This window comes from Streptomyces sp. NPDC090499 (assembly GCF_044769305.1).
Taxonomy (GTDB): domain Bacteria; phylum Actinomycetota; class Actinomycetes; order Streptomycetales; family Streptomycetaceae; genus Streptomyces.
In genome coordinates this window covers 56,282-81,956 of record NZ_JBIVXP010000020.1, presented here as the reverse complement: position 1 = coordinate 81,956, position 25,675 = coordinate 56,282, and the positions used below count along the sequence as shown (strand labels likewise).

Below are 25,675 nucleotides of genomic sequence, written 5' to 3'. Positions count from 1 at the left end.
GCCGTCCCGTGACATCGCCGCGACCCTCGGTTGGCCTCCGCAAAGACCGTTGGCCGGATCAGGCGCCCGGATGGCCGGATGCCCCACGCGTTCCGCCGGGGCCCGCATCCAGGCCTGGATCGCGGAGCCGCCTTCACTTCAAACCGACCGGACCTGTAACTTCACGTGTGCACAGGTTTGTTGACGGGGCGTACGCGACGGGGGTTGCGGGATCATGGCGGGGTACCGACCGGCGGACTGGCATCCACTCGACCTGGACCGGGACCCGACCCCGGGCGACCCGCAGCGCGTGCGCACCCTGGCCACGCAGCTGCACGCCTTCGCCGACGATGTCTCCGACGCGCTCGGCCTGGTCAAGGGCATGGCGGGCGAGGACACCCTGCTGCAGTGGGCGGGGAAGTCGGCGGAGGTGTTCAAGGAGCAGTTCAAGGACGTCCCGAAGAACCTGAAGAAGCTGAAGAAGTCCTACGAGCTGTGCGGTGACGCCCTCGCGGACTACTGGCCCAAGCTGGAGCGCGCCCAGGCGCTGGCCGACAAGGCCCTGGCCAAGGCGAAGGACGCCCAGTCGGACCTGTCCTCCGCCAAGTCCCGGCTCTCCTCCGCCGACTCGTGGGTGACGCGGGCGACGAAGGAAGCCGACAAGTACAAGGACGACCCCACCGGCAGCAAGTCGGACGCCGACAAGCCGGACGAGGGCAAGGTCCGGGCTGCCACCCGGGACGTGCAGAGCGCCAAGTCCGCGCACACCCAGGCCCAGTCGGACGTCACCACCGCCCAGAGCGCCCTCGACGCCGCGAAGAAGATGGCCGAGGACGCCCGGAAGATGCGCGACGACGCGGCGGGTGAGGCGAAGCGGAAGATCGACGAGGCCTCCGATGCCGGTATCCCGAACCGGCACTGGTGGCAGGACGTCGGCCACTGGTTCGAGGACAACTGGGACACCATCGTCACGGTCTGCAAGGTCGTCGTCGCGGTCGTCGGGATCATCGCGATGATCATCGGCGGGCCCATCCTCGGCGCGATCGTACTGGTGGCCGCCCTCGTCGTCCTCGCCGACACCCTCTACAAATACTCACAAGGCCAGGCCTCGCTATGGGACGTGGCCTTCGCCGCCCTGGACTGCATACCCGGCGGCAAGGGCATCACCAGCCTCGGCAAACTCGCCAAGGGGCTGAAGGAGATGAAGAACCTCCGCGGCGGCATGAAGGCCATGAGCCTCGCCGTCCGCGGCCTGGGCAAGAACGCCCGAGGCATGCTCGCCGACGGAGCAGAGGGTGCGTTCAACCGGCTCAAGAGCGTCGTCCGCTCCAAGGGCAGCGACCCCGTCGACATGGCCACCGGCACGATGTACCTCCCGCAGAGCGACATCGAGCTGCCCGGCCTGCTGCCGCTGGCCTTCACCCGCCGCGTCGCCTCCGACTACCGCTGCGGCTGGTGGTTCGGACCGAGTTGGGCCTCGACACTCGACGAGCGTCTGGAGGTCGACGAGCAAGGCGTAGTCCACGTCACCGAGGACGGCCTGCTCCTCGCCTACCCCCACCCCGCCGCACCGCACATCCCGGTCATGCCGGAGGCCGGCCCCCGCCGTCCCCTTACCCGCCACGACGACGGCGGCTACCGAATCACCGACCCCCTCACCGGCCGCACCCGCCACTTCACGCGTCCCGCCGCCGACGGCACCGCCCTGCTCACGCAGATATCCGACCGCAACCAGCACACCATCGCCTTCGACCACGACGAGCACGGCGCTCCGCTCGCCATCCGCCACTCCGGCGGCTACCACCTCAAGCTCACCACCGACGAAGGCCGCGTCACCGCCCTCTCCCTGGCCCAGGCAGCCGAGGACGGCTCGGACGTCGTCATCAAGCGCTACGGCTACACCGACGGCAATCTCACCGAGACCGTCAACTCCTCCGGCCTCCCCCTGCGCTTCACCTACGACGACCGGCTGCGCGTCACCTCCTGGACCGACACGAACAGCAGTCGCTACGCCTACACCTACGACGACCGCGACCGCTGCAGCGCCGAGGGCGGCGAAGCCGGCCACATCACCATCACTCTCGAATACGAAGGCACCGACCCTGCCTGGCCCGACTGCCACATCACCACCCTCACCACCGCCGAAGGCGCCACCACCCACTTCGTCGTCAACCGCAACAGCCAGGTCATCGCCGAGATCGACCCCCTCGGCAACACCACCCGTACCGAGTACGACGAACACCACCGACTGCTGTCCTGGACCGACGCCCTCGGCCACACCACACGGTTCACGAACAACGAGTACGGCCAAGTTCTCGGAGTCGTACGCCCAGACGGCCACGAGACCTGGGCGGAATACAACGAACTCCTTCTCCCTGTGACCGTGACAGGCCCTGATGGGCTGGCTCACCAACTCACCTACGACGAACGCGGCAACCGCGCTTCTGTCACCGATCCGGCGAACAACACCACACGCTTCGCCTACGACGGGCAGGGCCGCCTCTCCACTGTTGTCGGTCCCCGAGGCCAGGTCACGGCGGTGCGCTGCGATGCGGCCGGGTTGCCGCTGTCGACCACCGATCCCTCGGGCACGGTGACGAGCTGCGTACGGGACGCCTTCGGCAGGCCGGTGAAGATCACCGACGCGACGGGCGCCGTGACACGGCTCAGGTGGACAGTGGAGGGGCGTCTGGCCGAGCGGATTGCTCCGGATGGCTCGGCCGAGTTCTGGGAGTTCGACGGAGAGGGCAACCGAACCGTCCACGTCGACCGCACCGGCGCGGTCTCCCGCTACGAGTACACGCATTTCGACCTTCTCGCCGCGCGCACCGGTCCCGACGGAGCGCGATACGAGTTCTCGTACGACGCCGGACTGCGCCTGACGAAGGTCGCAAACCCCCAGGGGCTGCTCTGGACCTACGACTACGACCCAGCCGGACGACTCGTGTCGGAGAAGGATTTCGACGACCGGGTCCTCAGCTACACCCATGACGCCGCGGGCCGTCTCTCGTCCCGAACCGACGCCCTGGGCCGGACGACACGCTACGGCAGAGACGTCCAGGGAAGGGTCACTCGCAAGAACGCCCACGGCCGGGTGACGACATTCGCCTACGACGCCTTCGGCGAGCTCGTCGAGGCGGTAGGCCCTGACGCGACGGTGGTGCTGCGCCGGGACTCGCTGGGTCGGCTGCTCTCCGAGAGTGTCAACGGACGCACAGTCACCCATGCCCACGACGAGTTGGGGCGGCGCACTCTCCGGACAACGCCTGGTGGCGCTGTGAGTTCATGGGCCTATGACGAAGCCGGCCGGCCCGCCCGGCTCACTTCGTCGGGCCGGACCATCGACTTCGGATACGACGAGGTCGGTCGCGAGACAAGCAGACGGTTCGGGGACGGGCTCACGCTTACGCATGCCTTCGATCCCTTGGGACGTCTCACCGTCCAGTTGGTCACCGGCCGTGACGGCGCGTCAGTGCAGCGGCGTTCGTACACCTACCGCGCGGACGGTGCGTTGACCGGTATCGACGAGCAGCTCGCCGGTCCACAGCGGTTCGATCTGGATCCACTGGGCCGGGTTCTCGCCGTGCATGCATCCGCTTGGTCCGAGTCGTACGCCTATGACCAGGCGGGAAACCAGACTCATGCCGATTGGCCAGACACGCATCCGCGGCACGAGGCGACCGGCGAACGCGCCTACGACGGGACCAGGATCACTCACGCGGGCCGCGTCCGGTACGAACACGACGCCCTCGGCCGAGTCGTCCTGCGGCAGCGGATCCGGCTCTCCCGCAAGCCCGACACCTGGCACTACACCTGGGACGCGGAGGACCGCCTGACCGCGGTGCGCACGCCCGACGGCACACTATGGCGCTACGTCTATGACCCGCTGGGTCGCCGCATCGCCAAGATGCGCATGGACACGGCCGGTGAACGGGTGTGCGAGCGCACCGACTTCGCCTGGGACGGTACGACCCTGTGTGAACAGACCACCGTCAGCGACGATCTGCAGCAGGCGGTCACACTCACCTGGGATCATCAAGGGCGCCGACCGGTCTGCCAGACCGAGCGGGCCGGAGCGCCGCCGACGGACGAGGACCCGCAGGAGAACATCGACCAGCGCTTCTTCGCCATTGTCACCGACCTCATCGGTGCGCCTCGGGAACTCGTGGACGAGAGCGGCGAGATAGCTTGGCGGACACGCACGACCGTGTGGGGAACCACTGCGTGGGCCGCAGACAGCCCCGCCTACACACCGCTTCGTTTCCCTGGGCAGTACTACGACCCGGAGTCGGGACTGCACTACAACTACTTCCGGCACTACGACCCGGAAAGTGCTCGCTATCTGTCCCCCGATCCGCTGGGCCTCGAACCCGCGCCGAACCCCCTCGCCTACGTCCCCACTCCGCACACCCACTCCGACAGCCTCGGACTGGCACCTGATTACCATGAGTTCTTCACCGTCCAGGATGCGGAGAACGCCAGACGTCTACGCGGCGACGGAACGCCGTGGCCCACGGCCGAGAACCGCGGCCATTACGGGGAGGGGGTCTACTCGTGGGAATCCCGCGCTGACGCCGAACGTTACGCCGAACGGCTTCGGGGACGCGGCGCCGAAGTGGAGGTCATGCCGTTCAGGGTCAGTGCCGATGATTTCGACAAAATGAAGAAGATCGACCTGCACGAGATCGGCGAGGACGCGGCAACCGAATTCGCGGACAAACACAGTCGACTCTGGGGTGATGGCCTTCCGCACGACTACGACTATGTGCGGGCACCCACCGGCATGGGCCAAGCAGAGAATATTTTCAGCAAATCAGTCTTCCATCTCCTGAAATTCTAGGATCAATCCGACGTGAGCAGCACCTTCAAGTACCGTTTCCGCAGCCCGCTGGGCGGGCTCGCCGCCGACCTGACAGCCGAGTGCACCCAGACGGGTGCCGAGGGCGAGTTCTTCCTGCAGATCGACCGGCAGGTGCGCCTGGCGCTGCCCGCGGGGATGCACTGGCGGGACGCGTCGTGGCTGGCCTACGGCTTGGCGGCACACGCACCCGCCCTGATGTCGCGGCATCCCGGTGGCATGACCCTGAGGGTGACATCGTTCACCTATCCCCTCGCCCACTTCCGGTCGGAAGTGGGGGCCTTGGCCATGGACGGCTGGCTCAGGCATCAGTTCGACCTACCGGACCGCGGACTCCGGGCGACCTTCGATACCGTGCAGGGGCGATACACCTTCCAATGGGGAGACGACACCGCCCCCTTCTCGGACGACCTGGCACCGCTCTGAGCGCTGATCCAGTTTTTTCTGAGTTCGCGGTTGCGTGAAGGAGGGTGTCTCGGTGAGGCCAGGCGGTGTGGTCGATCTGCTGGGAATTTTTTTCATATTCCTGGGAACGGGTGGTCTGCTCATTCAACTGAACAGTTTCTGGGTCTACCGGCGCCTGCGGAAGTTGGAGCGGAGCGGCGTGGAGGGTTGGGCAACCGTAGCCCGCTGGGAACCCGTAGGGGGGCAGACGCGCCTCTACTTGCAGGCTCCTCTGCAGGAGGGCGGGGCCGCGGTCGAGTTTTCCGAGGTCATGCTGGATCCGGTCGGCTCGCCGGGTGACGTGGTGCCTGTCATCTATGACCCGGAAAATCCAACGCGTGCGAAAACCGGTGGACGCAAAGATATCGATTACCGTGGCGAACGCCTGGCTGTGTTCCTCATGGGGTATGGCGGGTTGATGCTTTTCGTGGCGGGGATCGTGATGGTGGCTCTGTCTCGCCCGTTCTTCTGAGCATTTTGGTAGCAGCCAGGGCATGGCGGAATGACGCTGTTCGCCACGGGGATCGTGATAGTGGCCCTGTCCTGGCCGTTATTCTGACCACTGTTGACCAAACCATGTTCCCGCGGCCGCCCCGGAAGCTGCTGTAAGGGGCAATCTTGTCGAGGGACGCACCGCCAGGCCTCATGGTGTTTATGGTGGAATTGAAGGAGTTCGAAGCCTCACTCGCGGTCGTGGAATGCGAGCTACCTCGACCCCGCCCGCAAGCACGGCCTGAGCGCGTTCGACGCCATCCACCGGGCCTTCACCGGCAACCTCTGGATGCTCCCCATCGCGCAGGCCATCTGGCCAGGACTTCTCACACGCCGTCACCGATCAGCCGCATTCCTTCTGAATGCTTACGGAAAAGCTGCCCGGGGATCGCGCCGGACGGTGCGGTCTACATCTGCTTCGATGCTCGCGATAGGACCTCCGGCACAATGACAACGGAATTCCTGATGGATCTCGACGAGGGAATGGCCGAGTACTTCCGCGACATCGCGAACGAGATGGTCTCGCGGTTCGGTGTTTCTCGGGCGGAAGCGGTGGCCAGGATCAACGAGCGGTATCACGACGCGGAGATCTCTGCGTACCCCGATCTCATGTGTCACGAGTACCCGGAGTACTGGTCGTACGGCCTGTACTACTACCCGAATGAGTCCGGGCGCCTGCCCACCGGCGACGAGGACGACGACGAGGGCTTCGACGTGTCCGCCCTGCGCGTCCGCCCCGCGCCCCCGAAGGGCTCCCCCTACTGGACACTCAGGGCCTGAGCGCAGCTGAGCATGTGGACCAGCAGAATCGTCGAGGGAAACCAACGACATGCGGCAGGAAGAAGCCACTTCGGCTGGGGCCGGCCACACCGCGTGCGACGAATGACGGGCAGGGGCAAGATCAAGCATGACGTCCAAGTGGGACTGGCAGAACGGCCAGGGTCTGCTGGCCTTCGACGACCCCGGAGAGTGGGATGGCGCCTACGACCGCGGTGAGCCTCATCTCGGCATAGCGGTGATCGGGCTGGCGTTCCACTGTTCGTTGGAGGAGGCCTCACCCCGGATCGTCAAGGCGATGCGGCTGCCGGACGGGCTTCAGCGCGCGAACGCCTTCGTCGCGACGGGCCACGCGGCACGGCTGAACCGCGGTCTGACCCCGGAGTTGTTCACGGCCTTGCGGACCGAGGGTCTCGGCGGGGTCGCCGAGCACCCCATCAGGGACACGCTGGCCTTCGTCCCCTTCCGGGATCTGCCACCGTGGTTCAAACGCCGGTGGGTGTATGTGACCGTACGCAACAAGCTGGGGTACTGGTGGCATCGCGTCCAGGACGCGATCGGCGATGCCTGGCGGGCCCTGCGGCGACGCCGCGGCTGAGCCGACCGGCAGCGGAGCCGGTCCTGGTATTGGTCCTGGCCCCCGGAGACCGACGGTGCCCTTCGCCGGGCCGAGCGGTGCCGCCGTCATGGCTGGCACTTGTCGGCGCCCCGGGTAGAGGCGATCTTGACGAGCTCCCAGACCCCCTTGTCGTTCCTCTGGACCTGAGCGCCGTAGGCGACGTAGCTGTTCCTGGTGACCTTTGTCTGCTCGACCACCCCGGTCCTGATGACCTTGGTGTACCCCTTGCTCTCGTCCCCGCAGTAGGTCAGCGAAGCCTTGTCCCCGGACTCGACGCTGACCTGGCGGTGCGTGTAGCGCACGGTTCCGGTGACGGTCCAGCCTGCCTTCTTGAACGACTGAACCCAGTCCTGAGCCGCCACGGCGCCCTCGCCCTCCGTGTAGTACTCCAGAGCGGGAAGACGAGGGTTCTGAGCAACGATGGCCGCGTCGAGCGCCCGGACGAACTCCGCGTTGTCCTTGAGGATCGCATCCTTGACCGGGTCGGAATCCTGTTGCGGAGTGAACGTGAGAACGTCGTCGCCGGGCAACGTGATCTTCGGGCGGCCAGCGGCGGCAGCGGACGCGGAGGCACCGACCGACGCCGATGCCGACGCCGGCACAACCGTCTTCGCGTCCGTGCTCCTGCCGTCGTCTGACGTCGAGCCACCTCCGCAGCCGGCCAGCAGCAGTGTGGCCGACAGTCCTGCTGTGGCAAACGTGAGCGGACGCAGGCGGCGAGGCACGGTTGACTCCTGGTGAGGTAGGTGATGCCGGAGAAGCAACTGACACCGTAGCCAGGTGGTCGCGCACGGGAGCAAAGGGGTCAGGGGGCAGCGGAATTGACTCACGCCCTGCGGCGCGAAGCCGCCCGTCGCCTCTCCGGCCCGCTCGGCCACACCCGCGCCCGTCTCCCCGCCGCCACGTCCTCCACCCACCCGAACGCCACCACCGCCACCGCGATCAGCGGCCAGACCACCGCGAACATCCAGAAGCCGTAAGTGGAGTCCAGCAGGCCCGACGCCCGGTCCGAGGCCAGGAACGGCAGGTTGTAGGCCTCGTCGATGATCGGGACCGTGGCCATGATGAGCATGTTGTGCCAGAGGTAGATGGTCACGGCGCGGTTGTTGGAGAGGGTGATCCAGCTGTCCCAGCGGCGGAGGGGGGCCGGCAACTCCCGCCAGGACGGGGAGTACTGGAGCAGCAGCACGACCGCCCCGAACGACCAGCATGCCTGAGCGAGCGGGATGTCGTTGAGGTCCCAGCCGTCGGGGCCCTGGTGGCCCGATGCCCACCACAGGCCCACCGCCATCACCAGGCAGGAGAGGGAGACGGCCGCGTAGCGGGGGACGCGGGCCAGGGTGCCCTCCTGGTGGGCGAAGCCCAGGATCCAGCAGCCGCCGTACACGGCGAAGTCCGTGACGGCGTTGCCCGTTTCGCCGGGGATCCTCAGCAGCCCGGTGGCCAGGACGGCCGTCAGCGCCAAGGGGGCCAGGACCGTCGGCAGCGGAGCCCTGCGGAACGCCCGCAGCAGCAACGGCGACAGCAGGACGAACCACAGGTATGCCCGGAGGTACCAGAGCGGGCCCGCCGCCTGTTCCGCCCAGGTGTCGTCCAGCAGGCCCGACGCCGAGCCGAGGTGTTCGGGGTACGGCGGGGCGCCGACCGGGAGGACGTAGTCGAGGAGTTGGGCGCGGCCGGTCCAACCGGTGCCCAGGTCGGGGTCCTTGAGCGGGTTCCAGCCTGCCGTGAGCATCATCGTCAGCAGGACGGCGCCGAAGAGCCAGAGGGGTGGGAGGAGGCGGCGGAGCCGGGAGCGGATCACGTCGGCCGCCGGGCGGTTCAGGCTGCGGGCCGTCAGGGAGCCGGCCAGCGCGAACATCACGCCCATGGAGGGGAAGAGGACGGTCAGCCAGGGCCAGCCGAAGAGGTGGTAGATCACCACGCGGAGCAGGGCCAGGGAACGGAGGAGGTCGAGGTAGCGGTCCCGGGCGCCGCCGGTGCCGGACCTGTCGGGGGCGACCGGGGTCGCCGCTGCCTGTGTCATGCCGCCGGCCTCTCCCCCGTGGTGCCCGGTGCGGCCCCCACCACGCCCGTCCGCCGCAGCTTCTGCCAGCGCAGCCGGCCGCCGGTCAGCGCCGTGATCCAGGACTGGAGGAGTACGACGTACATGAGCTGGCGGTAGAGGATCTGCTGGAGCGGCAGCGAGATCAGGTGGGTCATGCGTTCGCGGTCCAGGCGGAAGGCGTAGGCCGCGCAGACCGCCTGGACCGCGAGGATCCCCAGCCAGGCGCCGATCGTCCTCTGCGTCGGACCAAAGACGATGCCGTAGAGGAGGAACGCGTCGATCAGGGGGGCGAGGAGCGGGGCCACGACCATGAACAACGACACCAGGGGGAGGCCCACCCGGCCGAAGCGGCCGGACGGGCCGCGGTCCAGCAGGGCGCCGCGGTGTTTCCAGATCGCCTGCGTCGTGCCGTACGACCAGCGGTAGCGCTGCGACCAGAGCTGGGAGACCGACTCCGGGGCCTCCGTCCAGGCCCGCGCCCGTTCCGCGTAGACCACCCGCCAGCCCACGCGGTGGATCGCCATCGTGATGTCGGTGTCCTCGGCGAGGGTGTCGTCGCTCATACCGCCGACCTGTTCGAGGGCGGTACGCCGGAACGCGCCGACCGCCCCGGGGATGGTCGGCATGCAGCGCAGCACGTCGTACATCCGGCGGTCCAGGTTGAAGCCCATCACGTACTCGATGTGCTGCCAGGCACCGATCAGCGAATCCCGGTTGCCGACCTTGGCGTTGCCCGCGACCGCCCCGACGGCGGGATCGCCGAAGGGCTGGACCAGTTCCCGTACCGTGGCCGGTTCGAAGACGGTGTCGCCGTCCATCATCACGACGATGTCGTGACGGGCGTTGCGCAGGCCCCGGTTGAGGGCGGCGGGCTTCCCGGCGTTCTCCTGGCGGATCACCCGGACGCGCGGCAGCCGCAGGTTCTCGACGATCCGTGCCGTGCCGTCCGTCGAGCCGTCGTCGACGACGAGGATCTCGACGGGGTGCTCGCTCGCGGTCAGTGAACGGACCGTGCTCTCGATGCACTTGGCCTCGTTGTAGGCGGGGACCAGGACGGAGACCGGTTCGGTCACCGGGCGGCGGCCCCAGCGGAAGCCCCTGCGGCGGACCCTGCGGGCGTGCAGGGCGGAGAGCCAGAGCATCAGGGCGAAGCGGGCCAGCACCGACGCGCCGACCACCGCCAGGCCGAACACCAGCACGCCCGTGATGCCGTCCGCCGCCTGGACCAGGAAGATCCAGGCCCTGCCCTGCCAGAGGTCGGGGCCGGTGACCGGGGTGTGGGCGCTCGGGGCGTGCAGGGCCTCGGTGAGGTTGTCGAAGGTGTAGCCCTGCTTCTGCAGGAGGGGCAGGAGCCTGTCCAGGGCCTCGACCGTCTGGTGGCGGTCGCCGCCCGAGTCGTGCATCAGGACGATCGCGCCCCTGCCGTCGCGCGGGGTGGCGTTGCGGATGATCCGGCCGGCGCCCGGCTTACGCCAGTCCTCGCTGTCGATGTCGTTGACGACCGTGATGTAGCCGCGGGTGCCGATGTACTCCGTCACCGGCCACGACCGGTTGTCCATCGCGTCGGCGAAGGAGGAGTACGGCGGGCGGAAGAGGGAGGTACGGATACCGGCCGCGCCGGTGATCGCCAGCTGGGTCTGGGAGAGCTCCCAGTCGATGCGCCGCTCGGACTGGTACGACAGGTCGGGGTGGCTGAAGGTGTGCACGCCGACCTCGTTGCCCTCGGCCACGATGCGCCGGACCAGCTGCGGGTGGCGGGACGTCATGGTGCCGGTGACGAAGAAGACGGCGTGCGCGTGGTGCTTCTTCAGGACGTCCAGGACCTTCGGGGTCCAGGTCGGGTCGGGGCCGTCGTCGAAGGTGAGGACCAGATGGTGGTCGGGGATGCGGAGGGAGGTCGTTCGGCCGTCGCGGGTGTCGATGACCGGGCCGCCGTCCAGGATCTTCGCCGGGACCTTGCCGGTGGCGGCCTCGGGGCGGACTCGGTGGTCGGCCAGGATCTCGCTGTGGACGTAGCCGCGCAGCATCAGCATCGCCATCAGGGCGGCGAGGACGAGCACGGGCAGCGTCAGGCGCATGGAGAAGCGGCGGCGGCGCCGGGAGGCGTCGGCGGTGGTGGACCGGCGCCGGGACGCCTCGGTGGTGGTGGACCGGCGCCCGGAGGCGTCGGCGGTGGTCGAACGGCGCCGGGTGCGCGGCGCCGTCACAGGACGGGGGCGGGAGTGGAAGCGCCACCGGTGCGGGTGTGCCCGTGCGCGCCCTGCGCGACCGGGCCGCCGGTCGGGGCGGCCGACTCGCTGGGCGAGGCCGGGGGCGGCGACGAGGCGGGAGAGGAGGGCGGGTCCGAGGAGGGCGGCACCGTGGACGGCGCGGCGGACGCGGACGACGAGCCCGGCTCCGGCGAGGAGACCGTCACCCCCGCGGACGACGTCGGCCGCGCGGACGACGACGCGCTCGGCCCGGCGGACCCCTTTCCGCTCCCCGGCGCCCGGGAGGAGGCGCCGGCCGACGGGGTCGTGCCGCCGCTCACGGCCGGGCCCGCCACCGAGGCGCCGTCGTCCGAGGTCGGAGGCGAGTGCGCGGGCCGCGGCGAGTCGTCGACCTTGCCGGCCGGCCGGTCGGCGTTCTGCCCCGGCACCGGCAGCCAGGGCGCGTCGGAACTCCCGGACAGCAGGGTGACGACGATGACCACCGCGTAGACCGCACAGGCGAGACCGAGGGCCATCCCGAGCCTGCGGAACCGGCGGCTGCGGCGCCCCGACGCGTCCACGAAGACGGGGACGGGGACGTCAGGAGCGGCCGAGCCCTCCGAAGCGTCCACGCCCCCCGAAGCGCCGGCGGCCTCCGCCGCGGCAGACCTTGCCGGCCCGGCCGGTCCCACCGGTCCTGTCGGCCCCACCGGTCCCGCCGCTCGTGTCGGCCACGTCGGCCGTATTCGTACGACACCGACGTCGTTCTGGACGGTCACCTCGTCCGGGTCGTGGACGAGGTCCGTGGCCCGGTCGCGCAGGAACACCGGGGTCGGCGGCTGGACCACGCTCCACGGGTCCCGTAACGCCGCGGTCCGCAGCACCTCGGTCGCCCCGCCGGCGCCACCCGCTCCCGCCGACGCACCCTCGTCACCGCCGGCGCCACCGCCACCGCCGGCGCCACCGCCACCGCCACCGCCACCGCCGGCGCCACCGCCGGCGTCGGGTATGCCCGCCTCCACCCCGTCGTCCCCCGCCACCGGCACATCCCGGGCGTCCAGGGCCACCTGCGGCAGTTCGGGTTGGGTTTCTTCTCGCCAATTCTTCACGCGCGTACATCCCCCCACGGGAGTGTTCCGGGCGCACTGACGAACCCGAGCACACGTCAACGGAACGGGCCCCCACCCGCTCCGAGCGCCCCCTTGCAACTCTCCGCACTCGGGGCCATGAAGCTAGCGCACGGGGGAGATCCGTGTTCCCGATGTGTCATTTGTGGTCGTCCATCACCTCTTGATCAGTGGCCGGAACCCATCCGTCGACCGGCCGCTGAAGCCACCGTTCCGCCCGCCCGATCTCGGTGGCCGCCCGCCGCAACGCGTCGACTCCCGGATGGACCAGCCCCTTTCGCCACACGAGCGACACAGGCGACAACGGGACCGGATCGACCAGCGGCCGCAACACGCTTCCGGGTATGGCCGGAAATCCCACTACCGCGAGGATCGGATACCGGTCCTTGGCCATGACGCGCTGGAACTCCTCCTCTCCGACGGCCAGCGGCAGCGGCGGCGCGACGGCGATGCCTCGGCTCTCGAAGAGATGAAAGGCCAGGTCAGTCCATTCCAGGGTGCGCTCGTTCCCGGCGCCGGCGTACACCGTCTCGCCCGCGAGCGCGGCCAGCGGCACCGCGTCCAGGGTCGCGAGCCGGTGCTCGGAGGGGAGAATTACGGCCATGGGTTCGAATCGCACGGGCTGGTGTTCGAGTCCGGAGCGCAGCGCCGGATCAAGTCCCGCGAACCGCCCGAAGGACACGTCGAGCCGCCCCGCGAGGAGTTCGGCCGCCGCTCCGGTGAGCCCGCTCTCGTAGCGGGCCATCAGCTCGCAGTCGGGGGCGAGTTCGCGGGCCCGGTGCAGGACGCGGCGGGCGGTCTCCAGGCCCGGGGAGTTGAGGTCCACCAGCAGCGGGCGGGCCTGCCCGAACGCGGCGAGCAGGGCGTCCTGGGCGGCCAGCACCCGGCGGGCGTACGGCAGCAGCCGGGTGCCGTCGGCGGTGAGGGCGACCTGCCGCGTGCTGCGGAGGAACAGTTCGGCGCCCAGCTCCCGTTCCAGTCGCCGCACGTCACGGCTGAGCGCCTGCTGGGCGACGTACAGCCGGGCGGCGGCGCGGGTGAAGTGCAACTCCTCGGCGACGGTGACGAAGACGCGCAGCAGGCGGGGTTCGATGTGGGCGGGCGAGGCGGGCGCTGGCATCCCGCGAACTTACAACACAGGTGCGTGAATCGGCCCCGAGCAGGTGTTGGACCCCTTGACCGGTCCGGGGTGACGGTGGTGCCCATGCCGCAACCGACCGAACCGACCTCCCGGCAGCCCCTCCACACCGTCACGGCGGACTCCCTCGTCACCGTCGACTTCAGCCCCCGCTTCGACGGCCGTTCCCGGCCCCGTCCCCACCCCCGCCGCCCGCCCGGCCCCTACCGCCGTCTCTTCGCCCTCCCCGGCACCCGGGCCTTCACCGCAGGGAACCTGCTGGCCCGGCTCCCGATGGGCATGTTCAGCGTCAGCGCGGTCGTGATGATCGCCGGGTCCCGCGGCTCGTACGCCCTCGCCGGTGCCGTGACCGCGACCGGCCTCGCCGCCACCGGTCTCGCCGGGCCCTGGATCGCCCGGCTCGTGGACCGGTACGGGCAGGCCCGGGTCGCCGTGCCCGCGACAGTCACCGCCGTGCTCGGCAGCCTCGCCCTGCTGCTCTGCGTCCGCTACGGCGCCCCGGACTGGACGCTGTTCGCCGCCTACGCGGCCACCGCCACCACCCCCAACCTCGGCGGCATGTCCCGCGCCCGCTGGGCCCACCTGCTGCGCGACGACCCGGGCGCCCTGCACACCGCGAACTCCTTCGAACAGGCCGCCGACGAACTGTGCTTCATGCTCGGGCCGGTCCTCGCCTCCTTCCTGACCGGCACGTTCTTCCCGGAGGCCGGCACGCTGGCGGGCGCGGTGCTGCTGCTCACCGGCGCGTTGCTGTTCGCCGCCCAGCGGGCCACCGAACCGCCGCCCCGGCCCGGGTCGGCCACCGCGCGTACACCGCTGCGCATCGGCCCGCTGCTGGTCTGCTTCGTCGCGACCGGCGCGGTGTTCGGTTCGATGGAGGTCGTCACCATCGCCTACGCCGACGCCCAGGGCCACCGTTCGGCGGCCGGTGCCGTGCTCGCCCTGCAGGCGGCCGGTTCGTGCGCGGCGGGCCTGCTGTACGGGGCGCTGAGACCGGCCGGACCGGCCGAACGCAGGCTTCCCGCCTGCCTGTTGGCGATGGCGGCCCTGATGTCCCTGCCGCTGCTCGCCGCGCGTGCGTTCGACAGCCTCTGGGCCCTGGCCCCCGCCCTGCTCGTGGCCGGCATGGCGACCGCCCCGACCATGGTGACCGCGATGACCCTGGTCCAGGACCGCACCCCCGGGGGCCGCCTGAACGAGGGGATGAGTCTGGTCGTCACCGCCCTGCTGACCGGCATCGCCTGCGGCTCCGCGCTCGGCGGCTGGGCGGCGGACCACGTCTCGCCGACGGCCGCCTTCGTCACCCCGGCCGCGGCGGCGGCCGCCGCCCTCGCCGTCAGCGCCGTCAGTCGAATCGCTTCGCTCAATTCCCGCCACACCCATTGACGCCTGCACAGCCCGCACCTAGCGTCCTGCGTCGAAGCGCTTCGACATCCCGTCCCGAACCGATTCGACGCGGGACGAGCACCATGCACCATCCATCCGACTCCCCCGGAGGCACTGGATGTTGACGGCACGAAGGCGCACGGCGACGACCCGGACACGAAGGCGAGGGCGCACCGCGACCACGTCCGCGGCGGCGATCCTCGCCGGCTCGCTGCTCCTCACCTCCTGCGGCGGCTCGGGCGGCAGCACGTCCGACGGGAAGACGCTCAGGCTGTGGCACTACGAGGGGCCCACCAGCGCGATGGGCATCGCCTGGAACGAGGCCATCAAGGAGTTCGAGGCGACCCACCCGGGCGTGAAGGTGAAGTACGAGGAGAAGAGCTTCGAGCAGATCCAGAAGACCGCGCAGATGGTCCTGAACTCCTCCGACGCCCCCGACATCATGGAGTACAACAAGGGCAACGCGACGGCGGGCCTGCTCTCCAAGCAGGGCCTGCTCACCGACCTGACCGCCGAGGCGGCCAAGCGCGGCTGGGGCACGGAACTCAGCGCGGGCGTGCGCACCACCAGCCAGTACGACGCCGACGGTGTGATGGGCTCCGGCAAGTGGTACGGGGTGCCCAACTACGCCGAATACACCATGGTTTATTACAACAAGGACCTGTTCGAGAAGTACGGGATCGCCGAGCCGAAGACGTTCGACGAGCTGACGGCGGCCATGAACACGTTCGTCGCGAAGGGGATCACCCCGCTCGCCGACGCCGGTTCCGAGTACATGGCCCAGCAGTACCTCTACCAGCTGGCGCTCTCGAAGGCCGACCGCTCGTGGGTCGACGCCTACGAGCTGTACAAGGGGAAAGTCGACTTCCACGACCAGGCCTGGACGTACGCCGCGACCACCTTCGCCGACTGGGTGAAGAAGGGCTACATCGCGAAGACGTCGTCCGGTACGACCGCCGAGCAGGCCGGGGTCTCCTTCATCCAGGGCAGGTCGCCGATCCTGTTCTCCGGCAGCTGGTGGTACGGCCGCTTCCAGTCGGAGGCCAAGTTCGGCTGGGGCAGCTTCCTGTGGCCCGGCTCGGACCTCACCCTCGGCTCCGGCGGCAACCTGTGGGTCGTACCGAAGAACTCGAAGAACAAGGACCTGGCCTACGACTTCATCGACATCACCATGTCGAAGAAGATCCAGAACCTGCTCGGCAACAAGGGCGGAGTCCCGGTCGCCGCCGACGCGAGCGCCGTCACCGACCCCAAGTCCAAGGAACTCATCGCCGATTTCAACACCGTCAGCAAGCGCGACGGCCTCGCCTTCTACCCCGACTGGCCGGTCGCCGGCTTCTACGACACCCTCGTCTCCGAGACCCAGAAGCTGATCACCGGCAGCGAGAAGCCGGACGCCTACCTGAGCAACCTGCAGAGGGCGTACGACAAGGGCACCAAGTGAGGGTGGTGCGCCGGGACTCGTACGCCCCCTTCCTCCTCCCCGGCGCCCTCGCCTTCCTCGCCGTGGTCGTCGTCCCGTTCCTGATGAACACGGGCGTGAGCTTCACCGACTGGCAGGGCGTGGGCAGCCCGCACTGGTCCGGGCTCGCCAACTACCGTGAGCTGCTGCACGACACGGAGTTCTGGGCGTCGTTCCGGCACAGCCTCTTCATGGTCGTGGCGATGGCCGCGCTCCCGACCGCGCTCGGGCTCCTCCTCGCCGCGGCTCTGTTCGACTATGTCGGCAAACACTTCGGCCCCCGGATCGCGGCGGTGCTCCGCGCCTGCTTCTACCTCCCCCAGGTGCTGCCGGTCGCGGTCGCCGGCATCGTCTGGAGCTGGATCCTGGCCCCGGACGACGGCTCCCTCAACGCCCTGCTCAAGGCGGTCGGTCTCGGCTCCTGGCAGCAGGACTGGCTCGGCGACCCGGACCTCGCCCTCTACACCGTCATGGGCGTGCTGGTCTGGGTCCAGCTCGGCTTCCCGCTGGTCGTGTTCATGGCCGGGCTCGGCCGCGTCGACCCGCAGCTGTACGAGGCGGCCGAGCTGGACGGCGCCGGCTGGCTGCGCCGTTTCCGGCACGTCACCCTGCCGCAGCTCCGCCCCGAGGTGTACGTCGTCCTGACCTGGTGCACGATCGCCGCCCTCAAGGTCTTCGGCGCGGTGTACGTCCTGACCAAGGGCGGTCCGGGCGGCGCCACCGACGTGCCGTCCTACTTCTCCTTCACCACGTTCTTCGAGAAGACCCAGGTCGGCTACGGCTCGGCGATCTCCACCGTCCTCACGGTGATCATCCTGGCCCTGGCCGTGCTCGGCCTGAAGCTGCAGGGCCGCGCGGAGGACGGGGAGGCCGCATGACCGCCCTGCGCCGCTACCCGGTCCTCCTCGCCCTCTGCCTCGCCGCCCTCTTCATGGTCGTCCCGTTCCTGATCGTGGCGGTCAACGCGGTGAAGTCCCCGGCGGAGTACGCGCAGAACGGGCCGCTGAGCCTCCCGCACGGCCTCTACCTCGACGGCCTCAGGGACTTCTGGCAGCGCGTCGACTACACCCAGAAACTCGTCAACTCGGTCCTCATCAGCGGCTCGGTGGCCCTGCTCGGCACCGCCCTCTCCGTCCTGAACGCCTACGCGATCGGCATCGGCCGGATCCGCGGCCGTACCTGGGTGCTGGCCTTCTTCGTGCTCGCCAACATGCTGCCGCAGGAGGCGCTGGTCTACCCGCTCTACTACCTGAGCAAGCAGGCCGGCCTCTACGACACCCGGCTCAGCGTGATCATCGTGTTCACGGTGATCCAGTCGGCGTTCGGCACGTACCTGCTCTCCGCCGTCCTCGGGCAGTTCCCGCGCGAGATCGTCGAGGCGGCCCGGATCGACGGCGCGAACAAGTGGCAGATCCTGGTCCGGATCATCGTCCCGGTCAGTCGGCCGACCCTGGGCGTGCTCCTGGTCTTCTTCTTCGTCTGGACCTGGAACGAGTTCCTGCTCCCGCTGGTCATGCTCGTCTCGAACGACAACCAGACGGTGTCCGTCGCCCTCGGCGTCCTCCAGGGCCAGCGCCTGATGGACGCCACCATGACCAACGCGGCCGCCCTGCTCGGCATCCTCCCGGCCGTCGTCTTCTTCCTCGTCTTCCAACGGACGCTGACCCGGGGGATCGCCGTGGGAGCCGTCAAATAGGAGGCTCGTGCGTGAAGTTCACCGACGGCTACTGGCTGCTGCGCGAGGGCGTCACCGCCGCCCACCCGGTCGAGGTCCTCGACGTCACGGCCACGGAAGGCGCCCTGGAGATCCACGCGCCGACCCAGCCCATCCGCCACCGCGGCGACCTGCTGAAGGGACCGGTCCTGACGATCAGCGCGCACACCCCGATGCCCGACGTCATCGGCGTCACCTTCACCCACTTCGAGGGCGAGCAGCCGCGCGGCCCGCAGTTCGAGCTGCGGCGGGCCGACTTCGCCTCCCAGGTGTCGTACGACGACGAGTACGCGACCCTGACCTCCGGCTCGCTGACCCTGCGGCTGAGCCGTACGGCCCCCTGGCGGCTGGACTTCCGCTCCGGCGGCCGCACCCTCACCTCCAGCGGCCCCAAGGGCATGGGCATCATGCGGGACGCGGCGACGGGCGCCCACTATCTCCGGGAGCAGCTGGGCCTCGGGGTCGGCACCTCGGTCTACGGCCTCGGCGAACGCTTCGGCCCGCTGGTCAAGAACGGCCAGGTCGTCGACATCTGGAACGCCGACGGCGGCACGGCCACCGAACAGGCCTACAAGAACGTCCCGTTCTACCTCACGGACGCGGGCTACGGCGTCTTCGTCGACCACCCGGGGAAGGTGTCGTTCGAGGTCGGTTCGGAGGCGGTGTCGCGGGTCCAGTTCAGCGTGGAGTCGCAGCAGTTGACGTACTACGTCATCCACGGCCCCACCCCCAAGGACATCCTGCGCAAGTACACGGCCCTGACCGGCCGCCCGGCCCTCCCGCCCGCCTGGTCCTTCGGCCTGTGGCTGTCGACCTCCTTCACCACCTCCTACGACGAGAAGACGGTCACGTCCTTCATCGACGGCATGCGGGAGCGCGAACTCCCACTCTCCGTCTTCCACTTCGACTGCTTCTGGATGCGGGAGTTCAACTGGTGCGACTTCCGCTGGGATCCGCGGGTGTTCCCGGACCCCGAGGGGATGCTGGGGCGGCTGCACGAGCGCGGGCTGCGGGTGTGCGTGTGGATCAACCCGTACATCGCGCAGCGGTCGCCGCTGTTCGCCGAGGGGAAGGAGCTGGGACACCTGCTGCGGCGACCGGACGGGAGCGTGTGGCAGTGGGATCTGTGGCAGCCGGGGATGGCGCTGGTGGACTTCACGTCGCCGGCGGCGCGCGACTGGTACGCGGCCAAGCTGGAGGCGCTGCTCGCCCAGGGGGTCGACTGCTTCAAGACCGACTTCGGGGAGCGGGTCCCGGTCGACGTGGCCTGGTCCGACGGCTCGGACCCGGAGCGGATGCACAACTACTACACGTACCTGTACAACCGGACCGTCTTCGAGGTGCTGCGCAAGCACCGGGGGGAGGCGGAGGCGGTCGTCTTCGCGCGGTCGGCGACGGCCGGGAGCCAGAAGTTCCCGGTGCACTGGGGCGGCGACTGCGAGGCGACCTACGAGTCGATGGCCGAGTCACTGCGCGGCGGGCTCTCGCTGGGCCTGTCCGGCTTCGGCTACTGGAGCCATGACATCGGCGGCTTCGAGGGCACCCCGACCCCGGCGCTGTTCAAGCGGTGGCTGGCCTTCGGGCTGCTCTCCTCGCACAGCCGACTGCACGGCTCGTCGTCGTACCGGGTGCCCTGGCTGTTCGACGAGGAGGCCGTGGACGTGCTGCGGCACTTCACGCGGCTGAAGCTGAGCCTGATGCCCTACCTGTACGAGGCCGCGCGCACCGCCTCGGCGGAGGGGGTGCCGGTGATGCGGGCGATGGTGCTGGAGTTCCCAGACGATCCGGGGTGCGCGCATGTGGAGCGGCAGTACATGCTGGGGGCGGATGTGCTGGTGGCGCCGGTGTTCGACGACGGGGGGTATGTCACATATTACTGTCCGCGAGGCACCTGGACCCACTTCCTGACCGGCCGCACGGTCACCGGCCCCGGCTGGGTCCGCGAGCACCACGACTTCCTCAGCGTCCCCCTCCTGGTCCGTCCCGGCGCGGTGATCCCGGTCGGCGCGGTGGCCGACCACCCCGACTACGACCACGCCGACGGGGTGACCCTGCGGGCGTTCGGCCTCGACCGGGGTGCCCAGGTCACGGTCCCGGTCGGGGACGTCACGTTCACCGTCGTACGCGAAGGGGACACCCTGCGGGCCTCGTGCAGCGACCCTACGGCGCCCTGGGCGCTGGCGGCCGGGGAGCGAACGGCGCGGGCGGCGGCCGGCACCGGGTTCCTCTCCCTGGAGCTGGGCTGATGGTGAAGATCACCGACGTGGCCCGGCACGCCGGGGTCTCCCCCAGCACCGTGTCCTACGCGCTCAGCGGCAAGCGCCCGATCTCCGACGAGACCCGGCGCCGTATCGAGGCGTCCGTCCGCGAACTGGGCTACCGCCCGCACGCCGGCGCCCGCGCCCTCGCCGGCAGCAGCGCCAACGTCCTCGCCCTGGTCGTCCCGCTCCGCGCGGGCATCCATGTCCCGGTGGTGATGCAGTTCGCGGTGTCGGTGGTGACGACGGCCCGCCGGTACGACCACGACGTGCTGCTCCTGACCCAGGAGGAGGGCGAGGAGGGCCTGCGCCGGGTCGCCGACACGGCACTCGTCGACGCCCTGATCGTCATGGACGTCCGGCTCCACGACCCCCGGCTGCCACTCCTACGTACCCTGGAACGGCCGTCGGTACTGATCGGCTTTCCTTTTGATGCGGCCGGCCTGACCTGCGTCGACCTGGACTTCAGGGCGGCCGGCGAACTGTGCGTGGAGCGGCTGGCGGGGCTGGGCCACCGGGTGGTGGCGCTGGTCGGCTCGCCTCCCGAGGTGTACGTCCGGGAGACCGCGTTCGCCCAGCGGGTGGTCCAGGGCTTCACGGCCGCCGCCGGCCGCAACGGGATGGCGTCCTCCGTCCACCCGTGCGAGTCGACGCCGGCGGCGGCCCGCCAGGTCGCGGAGCAACTGCTTCGGGAGCAGCCCGCGTTGACCGGGGTCGTCGTCCACAACGAGGCGATCCTGGAGCCCCTGATCGACGCCTTCGAGCAGCTGGGCCTGCGCGTCCCGGCCGATCTGTCCATCACCGCGATCTGCCCGGACGAACTCGCGGCGGGGCTACGCGTACCGGTCACGTCGGTCGCCCTGCCGGCCGCGGAACTCGGTGAGCGGGCTGCGGAGTTGCTGATGCGCAAGCTGGACGGGGACCCGGACGTGCCCGAGGCGACACTGCTCCCGCCCCGGCTGACGGAGCGGGCGAGCACGGCGCCGCGCGAGGCACACTGACAGCACACACGAAACGGCGTTCCGCTCCGGGAGTGACCCCGGAGCGGAACGCCGTCAGCGCGGAACCGGGTCGCCGACTAGCTCTCGTCGACCATGAACTTGACGGCGTCCACCACGTACTCGCCGTAGTGGAGGGCCGATCCGAGTTCCTCCAGCCGCGCGTAGTGCTCCGGCGAGAGCACCGAGTCGCGTTGGGCACCGGCTTCTGCCATCACCCGCAGCAGCAGCCGGAAGGCAAGGTCCGGTGTGCAGTGACGGACGCACTCGGCCAGGTCGCGCCGGACCTCGTCCGGTACGAACCGGGCCGCTCCGATCTCGGCGAGGATCGCGTCCGCCAACTCCTCACCGTCAGTCGCGCCAGGTACGGCGGACGGGTCGACGCCATCCACCGCGTTCCTGGCCAGCCACGCGTCACAAAGCGCGACGAGGGCCTCCATCCACTGCTTCCCCGACGAGACACCTGTGGGCCCTCCGGAGAAGAAGACCGGTCCCGTCGCCGTTCCGGCCTGCCACAGCGCCTCGATCGTCCCCGAAGGAAGGCGCCCCAGCAAACGGGCGTCTTTCCGGACCGCGAAAACAGCATCCGGGGCCAGTCCGTCCCACAGGTGGTACTCGGCCGCCGCGACGGCCGTAGGGCCGTTGTGCGACCAGTCCTCGTGGAATTGGCTCATCAGCCAGGTCACGCCGAAATCGAATTCGTCTGTGCGGTGCACTTGCCCTCACCTCCTGAGCAGGGAATCAGACCGGGAACGCCGGGAGTACTGCGACATCTGTGAAGAGTTTTTGACCTGCCGGGATCAATCTTCACATCACCGCTCCGCGGCCCCGCGCACACGACGAGGGCCCGGTGGTCTGTGACCACCGGGCCCTCGCAACATGGAGATTGTGGAGATGGCGGGAATCGAACCCGCGTCCAACGGTGCGGAATCAGGGCTTCTCCGTGTGCAGTTCGCTGTGATTTTCTCGGCCCCGGCAATCACGCGAACAAGTCGCCGACGGGCCCAGTCACTGTTTGATTTCCCATCCGACCCCGTGACCGGGCCGGATGGTTTAGTCCCCTAGATTATGCCAGGGTCCGGGTCGGGAACATCCCCGGTCTGACACCCGTTAGGGCCTTCACTCACTGCTTATTAGGCAGCGAGGGCGAAGGCGCGGGAATCGCTCTTGGAATTGGCGATTATTGGTTGCGACATATGGTTAACGAGATCATTGCCGCTTCCTCGACACGCTTCCCCTGCTTCGACAGCCGCTGTCGAAACCGATCATCCCCATGTTGTTTTTTCAAGCCCCTCCGAGGAGGGTGCGCACCCGCTGTGAGGTGCAGTGCCATCGTACGTGAACAACGAGCGACGTGGCCACCGTATTCCGGCGGTGTTCCGCCCTACGCGCCCCGCTGCCTGCGCTTGGCCGCCGCGATCGCGCGGTCCGACTCCCGCCGGTCCTGCTGTTCCCGCAGGGTCTGCCGCTTGTCGTACTCCTTCTTGCCTCGCGCGAGCGCGATCTCGGCCTTGGCACGGCCGTCCTTGAAGTACAGCGCGAGCGGCACGATCGTGTGACCGGTCTCCTGGGACTTGACCTCCAGCTTGTCGATCTCCTCCCGGTGCAGCAGCAGCTTGCGCTTGCGGCGCGCGGAGTGGTTGGTCCAGCTGCCCTGGTGGTACTCGGGGATGTGGGCGTTGTGCAGCCACGCCTCACCCCGGTCGATCTGGACGAAGCCGTCGGTCAGCGAGCTCCGTCCCTCACGCAGCGACTTCACCTCGGTGCCGAACAACACGATGCCGGCCTCGTAGGTGTCGACGATCGCGTAGTCGTGCCGCGCCTTCTTGTTCTGCGCGACGATCTTGCGCTTGCCGCCCTTCTCGCCGTCCCTGGCTTTGGCGGCCGTCCCTTGCTGCTTCTGCTGGGACTCTTTCGGTACGTACATTCCCTTGGCCATAGTGCTCTCCATTTTCGCACCACGGAGGGGATGCGGGGGAAGCGGATTAGCCGCGGGTTCCGCGGCCGCCCCTACGACGGATCGCCCAGGCCGCTCAGGACCGTCTCCGCCCGCTCCAGCGCCCCGGAGGACACGTCCAGGTCGGGGGTGATGCCCCGGCCGTCGACGGTGTGGCCCGAGGGGGTGCGGTAGTGGCCGACGGTGAGCTCGGCGACCGAGCCGTCGGGGAGGCGGGTGGGCATCTGGATGGAGCCCTTGCCGAAGGTGCGGGAGCCGAGGACGACCGCGCGGCCGCGGTCCTGGAGGGCGCCGGTGAGCATCTCGGCCGCGCTCATCGTGCCGCCGTCGACCAGTGCGACCAGGGGTCTCGCGGTGTCGCCGCCCGGCTCGGCGTGCAGGGAGCGCTGGGCGCCGTCGACGTCGTAGGTGGCGACCAGGCCGCCGTCGAGGAAGGCGGAGGCGGCGGTGACGGCCTCGCTGACCAGGCCGCCGGAGTTGCCCCGCAGGTCGAGGACGATCCCGCCGTCGGCCGGGGCCTGCCGGACGGCGGTGCGCACGAGGTCGCCGGAGCCCCTGGTGAAGGCGGAGATCCTGATGACGGTGATGCCGGCGGTCAGCTTGTGGACGGTCACCGAGTCCGTCGAGAGCAGCGCCCGGCGCAGGGTCTCGCTCCACGCGCGCGTGCCGCGTTCGAGACCGAGGGTGACCGTCGTACCGGCGCGGGCGTCGGTGGCGTCGCCGCGCAGTAACGAGACGACGTCGGTGACGGGCCGCCCGTCGACGTCCTCGCCGTCGATGCTGCGCAGCCGGTCGCCCTTCCTGATGCCGGCCTCGGCCGCGGGCGAGCCGGCCTGCACCTTGGTCACGTCGATCCGGCCGTCCGCCGTCCGCCGGGCCCACAGCCCGACGCCCGTGTACTGGCCGTCGAGTGCTTCCTCGAACTCCTGGTACTCGCCCTCGGAGTAGACCGCGGCCCACCGGTCCCCGCTGCGGCTCACGGCCCGTTCCGCCGCCTCCATGGGGGACTTGCCGTCGGCCATCGCGTCGGCGGCCGCCTTCGCCACGTCCTCGTGCCCGGCGGTCGCGCGGGCGGCCCCGGCGGGCGTCTTCCGGTCGGACTGCCCGGGGTCGGGAAACGCCCCGGTGGCCGCCCCGGTCACCAACAGCCCTGCGAACACCAACGTCAGAGCCGCCCCCCGGCGAACCCGGCGGGGCTGACAGAACAGCTCTCGGCCTGACATGCCGGTGAGTCTAGGACAAGGCAAGAGGGCCGCACGGGCTGTTGCCCGTACGGCCCTCTTGGCGTGCGTCACACCTTCAGGTACTTGCGCAGCGCGAAGAACGCGGCAAGCGCGGGCATCAGGAGGCTCGTTGCGAGGATGAGCGGGAGCTTGGTCAACACCGCGTCCCAGCCGATGAAGTTGATCAAGTTCAGCTTGTGGGAGAGGTCCAGGCCGTGGTCGATGATGAAGTACCGGGCGATCACCAGGAATCCGCAGGCGACCGTGCCGCCGATCAGGCCGGCGACCGCGGCCTCCGCGATGAACGGGGCCTGGATGTAGAAGCCCGAGGCACCGACCAGGCGCATGATGCCGGTCTCGCGCCTACGGCTGAACGCGGAGACACGCACGGTGTTGACGATCAGCATCAGCGCGACCACCAGCATGAGCGCCATGACCATGCGGGCCGCCCAGTTCATGCCGTTGAGCAGGCCGAACAGGTTGTCGAGGATGCCCTTCTGGTCCTGGACCGACTGGACCCCGTCCCGGCCGTCGAAGGCGGTCGCGACGACCTGGTACTTCTCCGGGTCCTTGAGCTTGATCCGGTACGACTCCTGCATCTGGTCCGGCGTGAGGGAGTCGGCGAGCGGCGAGTCGCCGAACTGCTCCTTGTAGTGCTTGTACGCCTCGTCCTGCGACTCGTACGTGACCTTCTCGACCACCGACATCTTGCCCAGGTCGGCCTGGATCTGCTTCTTCTGGTCCTCGGTCACCGCGCCCTTGGCGCAGTTGGGGTCGGACTCGGCGTCGCTCTTGTTGCAGAGGAAGATCGAGACGTTGACCTTGTCGTACCAGTAGCCCTTCATGGTGTTGACCTGGTCGCTCATCAGGAGCGAGCCGCCGAAGAGCGCCAGGGACAGGGCGACCGAGACGACGACCGCGAAGGTCATCGTCAGATTCCGGCGGAGACCGACTCCGATCTCCGACATTACGAACGAGGCGCGCATGGCGTCGGGTTATGCCTTTCC

The 25,675-nt window shown here is 69.4% G+C and carries 20 protein-coding genes and 1 other RNA gene; 11 read left to right on the top strand and 10 right to left on the bottom strand.

Annotated elements, in window-relative coordinates:
- Positions 1-214: 214 nt before the first annotated feature.
- The 5 genes from ACIQVL_RS42750 (at position 215) to ACIQVL_RS42730 (ending at position 7,148) form a co-directional block, all read left to right on the top strand.
- Positions 215-4,819 (top strand): DUF6531 domain-containing protein, encoded by a 4,605-nt coding sequence (locus tag ACIQVL_RS42750; RefSeq protein WP_403478177.1) that lies wholly within the window; start codon positions 215-217, stop codon positions 4,817-4,819.
- A gap of 12 nt (positions 4,820-4,831) precedes the next feature.
- Positions 4,832-5,263: a hypothetical protein gene (locus tag ACIQVL_RS42745; protein ID WP_403434832.1), complete on the top strand. Its 432-nt coding sequence runs from the start codon at positions 4,832-4,834 to the stop codon at positions 5,261-5,263.
- A 67-nt stretch (positions 5,264-5,330) separates the two neighbouring features.
- Positions 5,331-5,753 carry a DUF3592 domain-containing protein gene (locus ACIQVL_RS42740; RefSeq protein ID WP_403478176.1) on the top strand — a complete coding sequence of 141 codons (423 nt, stop codon included), beginning with the start codon at positions 5,331-5,333 and terminating at the stop codon, positions 5,751-5,753.
- 467 nt (positions 5,754-6,220) lie between these two features.
- Complete coding sequence (locus tag ACIQVL_RS42735; RefSeq protein WP_403434834.1) at positions 6,221-6,553, top strand: hypothetical protein; 333 nt, start codon at positions 6,221-6,223, stop codon at positions 6,551-6,553.
- A 127-nt stretch (positions 6,554-6,680) separates the two neighbouring features.
- Complete coding sequence (locus ACIQVL_RS42730; RefSeq protein WP_403478175.1) at positions 6,681-7,148, top strand: hypothetical protein; 468 nt, start codon at positions 6,681-6,683, stop codon at positions 7,146-7,148.
- Between the two features lie 86 nt (positions 7,149-7,234).
- Here ACIQVL_RS42730 and ACIQVL_RS42725 read toward each other — a convergent pair whose 3' ends face one another.
- From ACIQVL_RS42725 to ACIQVL_RS42705, 5 genes are all read right to left on the bottom strand, one after another.
- Positions 7,235-7,894 carry a hypothetical protein gene (locus ACIQVL_RS42725; protein ID WP_403478174.1) on the bottom strand — a complete coding sequence of 220 codons (660 nt, stop codon included), beginning with the start codon at positions 7,892-7,894 and terminating at the stop codon, positions 7,235-7,237.
- A gap of 101 nt (positions 7,895-7,995) precedes the next feature.
- Entirely contained in the window at positions 7,996-9,195 is a 1,200-nt protein-coding gene (locus ACIQVL_RS42720; protein WP_403478173.1) for an acyltransferase, read from the bottom strand.
- Positions 9,192-11,294, bottom strand: a complete 2,103-nt coding sequence (locus ACIQVL_RS42715; RefSeq protein ID WP_403478223.1) for a glycosyltransferase — start codon at positions 11,292-11,294, stop codon at positions 9,192-9,194. Before ACIQVL_RS42715 ends, ACIQVL_RS42720 begins: the two co-directional genes overlap by 4 nt.
- Before the next feature lie 125 nt (positions 11,295-11,419).
- Positions 11,420-12,514: a hypothetical protein gene (locus ACIQVL_RS42710; protein ID WP_403478172.1), complete on the bottom strand. Its 1,095-nt coding sequence runs from the start codon at positions 12,512-12,514 to the stop codon at positions 11,420-11,422.
- A gap of 157 nt (positions 12,515-12,671) precedes the next feature.
- Entirely contained in the window at positions 12,672-13,652 is a 981-nt protein-coding gene (locus ACIQVL_RS42705) for a LysR family transcriptional regulator (protein WP_403478171.1), read from the bottom strand.
- A gap of 84 nt (positions 13,653-13,736) precedes the next feature.
- Here ACIQVL_RS42705 and ACIQVL_RS42700 point away from each other — a divergent pair, with 84 nt between their 5' ends.
- The 6 genes from ACIQVL_RS42700 (at position 13,737) to ACIQVL_RS42675 (ending at position 21,491) form a co-directional block, all read left to right on the top strand.
- Complete coding sequence (locus ACIQVL_RS42700) at positions 13,737-15,056, top strand: MFS transporter (RefSeq protein WP_403478170.1); 1,320 nt, start codon at positions 13,737-13,739, stop codon at positions 15,054-15,056.
- 118 nt (positions 15,057-15,174) lie between these two features.
- Entirely contained in the window at positions 15,175-16,500 is a 1,326-nt protein-coding gene (locus tag ACIQVL_RS42695) for an ABC transporter substrate-binding protein (RefSeq protein ID WP_403478169.1), read from the top strand.
- A complete protein-coding gene (locus tag ACIQVL_RS42690) occupies positions 16,497-17,396 on the top strand; it encodes a carbohydrate ABC transporter permease (protein ID WP_403478168.1) in 900 nt (299 codons plus the stop codon). The genes ACIQVL_RS42695 and ACIQVL_RS42690 overlap by 4 nt, the downstream gene beginning before the upstream one ends.
- Positions 17,393-18,214: a carbohydrate ABC transporter permease gene (locus ACIQVL_RS42685; RefSeq protein ID WP_403478167.1), complete on the top strand. Its 822-nt coding sequence runs from the start codon at positions 17,393-17,395 to the stop codon at positions 18,212-18,214. The genes ACIQVL_RS42690 and ACIQVL_RS42685 overlap by 4 nt, the downstream gene beginning before the upstream one ends.
- A gap of 11 nt (positions 18,215-18,225) precedes the next feature.
- Entirely contained in the window at positions 18,226-20,478 is a 2,253-nt protein-coding gene (gene yicI, locus ACIQVL_RS42680; protein ID WP_403478166.1) for an alpha-xylosidase, read from the top strand.
- Positions 20,478-21,491 carry a LacI family DNA-binding transcriptional regulator gene (locus ACIQVL_RS42675; protein ID WP_403478165.1) on the top strand — a complete coding sequence of 338 codons (1,014 nt, stop codon included), beginning with the start codon at positions 20,478-20,480 and terminating at the stop codon, positions 21,489-21,491. Before yicI ends, ACIQVL_RS42675 begins: the two co-directional genes overlap by 1 nt.
- Positions 21,492-21,568: 77 nt before the next feature.
- On the opposite strand, the gene ACIQVL_RS42670 is transcribed toward ACIQVL_RS42675, so the two are convergent.
- From ACIQVL_RS42670 to ftsX, 5 genes are all read right to left on the bottom strand, one after another.
- Positions 21,569-22,204: a hypothetical protein gene (locus tag ACIQVL_RS42670; RefSeq protein WP_403478164.1), complete on the bottom strand. Its 636-nt coding sequence runs from the start codon at positions 22,202-22,204 to the stop codon at positions 21,569-21,571.
- A gap of 170 nt (positions 22,205-22,374) precedes the next feature.
- Positions 22,375-22,761, bottom strand: a transfer-messenger RNA (tmRNA) gene (ssrA, locus tag ACIQVL_RS42665).
- Between the two features lie 111 nt (positions 22,762-22,872).
- Positions 22,873-23,415: an SsrA-binding protein SmpB gene (smpB, locus tag ACIQVL_RS42660; protein WP_355717281.1), complete on the bottom strand. Its 543-nt coding sequence runs from the start codon at positions 23,413-23,415 to the stop codon at positions 22,873-22,875.
- 83 nt (positions 23,416-23,498) lie between these two features.
- Positions 23,499-24,668, bottom strand: coding sequence for a S41 family peptidase (locus tag ACIQVL_RS42655; protein ID WP_403434856.1), 1,170 nt, complete (start codon positions 24,666-24,668; stop codon positions 23,499-23,501).
- A gap of 68 nt (positions 24,669-24,736) precedes the next feature.
- On the bottom strand, positions 24,737-25,654 hold the full coding sequence (ftsX, locus tag ACIQVL_RS42650) for a permease-like cell division protein FtsX (RefSeq protein WP_351486726.1): 918 nt from the start codon (positions 25,652-25,654) through the stop codon (positions 24,737-24,739).
- Positions 25,655-25,675 lie beyond the last annotated feature (21 nt).